General features: G+C 48.9%; 2 protein-coding genes and 1 pseudogene. All 3 read left to right on the forward strand.

All coding sequences use genetic code 11. The annotated features are described in order from the left end of the window. Positions 1-19 precede the first annotated feature (19 nt). Positions 20-1327 carry a Fe-S cluster assembly protein SufD gene (gene sufD / locus CGZ90_RS19575; protein WP_094254175.1) on the forward strand — a complete coding sequence of 436 codons (1308 nt, stop codon included), beginning with the start codon at positions 20-22 and terminating at the stop codon, positions 1325-1327. Further along, on the forward strand, positions 1327-2547 hold the full coding sequence (locus CGZ90_RS19580; RefSeq protein ID WP_094254174.1) for a cysteine desulfurase: 1221 nt from the start codon (positions 1327-1329) through the stop codon (positions 2545-2547). Before sufD ends, CGZ90_RS19580 begins: the two co-directional genes overlap by 1 nt. Next, a pseudogene (locus CGZ90_RS20405) lies at positions 2537-2613 on the forward strand (iron-sulfur cluster assembly scaffold protein); the annotation flags it as partial. The gene CGZ90_RS19580 and the pseudogene CGZ90_RS20405, both read left to right, overlap by 11 nt.

Below are 2613 nucleotides of genomic sequence, written 5' to 3' on the forward strand. Positions count from 1 at the left end.
CAAGCAAGGGGGATTAGACATGTCAGTTGAAACGAGCCTGCGATTTGATAAAGACTACGTAAGCGGTTTTTCAAGCAGCAGACAAGAGCCTGCCTGGCTGCTGGAGCTTCGTCTGCGCGCATTGGAGCTTGCAAACGAGCTGCCGATGCCAAAGCCTGATAAAACAAAAATCGATAACTGGAACTTTACAGAGTTCAAGCATGAAGTAACAGAAGGAAAACTTTCTTTCGATGAGCTTCCTGCTGAAGTAAAAGAATTGATCGGATCTTCTGAACAAGATGCAGTGAACACGGTCGTTGTAGTCAACGGAAGCCCTGTCTTTACTGCGGTCAGTGAAGAAGCAAAAACAAAAGGTGTTATTTTTACAGATTTGGCTTCTGCTGTACAAGAGCACAGCGATCTTGTTCAGAAGTATTTTATGAAGGACGGCGTCGCAGTAGATGAACACCGCCTGACTGCAGTTCATGCAGCTCTTGTAACAAGCGGAGCTTTCTTGTATGTACCAAAAAATGTAGAGCTTACTACACCGTTTCAAGCTGTATTCTTCAACAATGATAACGAAGCAGGTCTCGTTAACCACGTAATCGTTGCTGCTGAAGACAACAGCTCTGTCACATACGTAGAAAACTACCTTTCCACGAACGAAAGCACATCTTCTGTTGCCAATGTCGTATCTGAAGTATTCGCGGGTTCTGGATCTAAGGTGGTTTATGGAGCGGTAGATAACTTTGCAAAAGGAATGACCGTTTATGTTGACCGCCGCGGCCGCGTAGAACGTGATGGGCGCATCGAATGGGCACTCGGACAATTCAACGACGGAAACACCGTTTCTGACAATACAACGCATTTAATTGGTGACGGCTCGTTCACAGATACGAAGACAGTCACGATCGGACGCGGAGATCAGAAGCAAAATTTCGTGGCACAGATCTTCAACCACGGAAAGCATTCAGAAGGCTACATTCTAACTCACGGTGTTATGAAAGACAGCGCGAGTTCCATCTTTAACGGAATCACAAAGATCGAGCACGGTGCGACAAAATCTCACGGTGAGCAGACAGAGCGCGTTCTTATGCTAAGCGAGAAGGCGCGCGGAGACGCGAACCCGATCCTCTTGATCGATGAAGATGATGTAACCGCAGGACACGCAGCTTCTGTTGGACGAATCGATCCGATTCAGATGTTCTATCTTATGAGCAGAGGTATTCCGAAAGCGGAAGCTGAGCGCTTGATCATTCACGGATTCCTTGCCCCGGTCGTAAACGAAATTCCGCTTGAATCGGTGAAAAAACGTTTAGTCGAGGTTATTGAAAGGAAAGTTCGATAATGAACGCTTCGGAACTAAGACAGCTGTTCCCGATCCTGAACCAGGAGGTAAATGGAAAGCCGCTTGTCTATCTGGACAGTGCGGCAACATCCCAAAAACCGGTTCACGTCATTGAAGCGCTCGATAAATACTACCGCGAGTATAACTCTAACGTTCACCGAGGCGTTCATACGCTTGGAACGAAAGCGACAGACGGCTATGAAGGAGCGCGCGAGAAGGTACGCCGCTTCATCAACGCCAAGTCTACGCAGGAAGTTATTTTCACACGCGGTACGACGACCGCCATCAACACGGTGGCGAGCAGCTACGGCCTCGCCAACTTGAAAGAAGGCGACGAGATCGTCATCACGCCGATGGAGCATCATAGCAATATTATCCCATGGCAGCAGGTGGCGCGTGTAACGGGTGCCGCTCTGAAGTATATTCCGCTTCAGCCAGACGGATCGATCGCGCTCGAAGATGTGGAAAATACCGTGACAGCTAACACGAAAATCGTTTCTGTCATGCAAGTTTCCAACGTACTTGGCGCGATTAACCCGATCAAGGAAATCGCTGCTATCGCCCATAAACATGGAGCGATTATGGTTGTGGACGGTGCGCAGAGCACGCCTCACATGAAAATTGATGTGCAGGATCTTGACTGCGACTTCTTCGCTTTTTCAGCTCATAAAATGTGCGGTCCTACCGGGATCGGTGTGCTGTACGGCAAAAAGGCACTCTTGAACAAGATGGAGCCGATCGAGTTTGGCGGAGAGATGATCGATTTTGTCGGTCTTCAGGAATCTACTTGGAAAGAGCTGCCGTGGAAGTTTGAAGGCGGCACGCCCATCATTGCGGGAGCTATCGGGCTCGGTGCTGCGATTGATTTTCTAACTGAAGTCGGTCTCGATGCCATCCAGCAGCATGAACATGAGCTTGCAGAGTATGCGATGGAGCGTATGAGTGAGATTGAAGGACTTGTCATTTACGGACCGAAGCATCGGGCCGGCCTGGTTACCTTCAATCTGGATGATGTCCATCCGCACGATGTCGCGACAGTTCTCGATGCTGAAGGTATCGCAGTTCGTGCCGGACACCATTGCGCACAGCCGCTTATGAAGTGGCTGAACGCGACGGCAACCGCAAGAGCGAGCTTTTATCTTTACAACACGAAAGACGAGATCGACACGTTTGTGAAGGGACTATCGACAACAAAGGAGTATTTCGGTCATGTCTTCTAATTTAGACCAGCTTTACCGCCAGGTGATCATGGACCATTATAAAAATCCCCGCAACAAAGGGGAGAT

It is taken from the genome of Fictibacillus aquaticus (assembly GCF_002245695.1).
GTDB classification, from domain to species: Bacteria; Bacillota; Bacilli; order Bacillales; family Fictibacillaceae; genus Fictibacillus; species Fictibacillus aquaticus.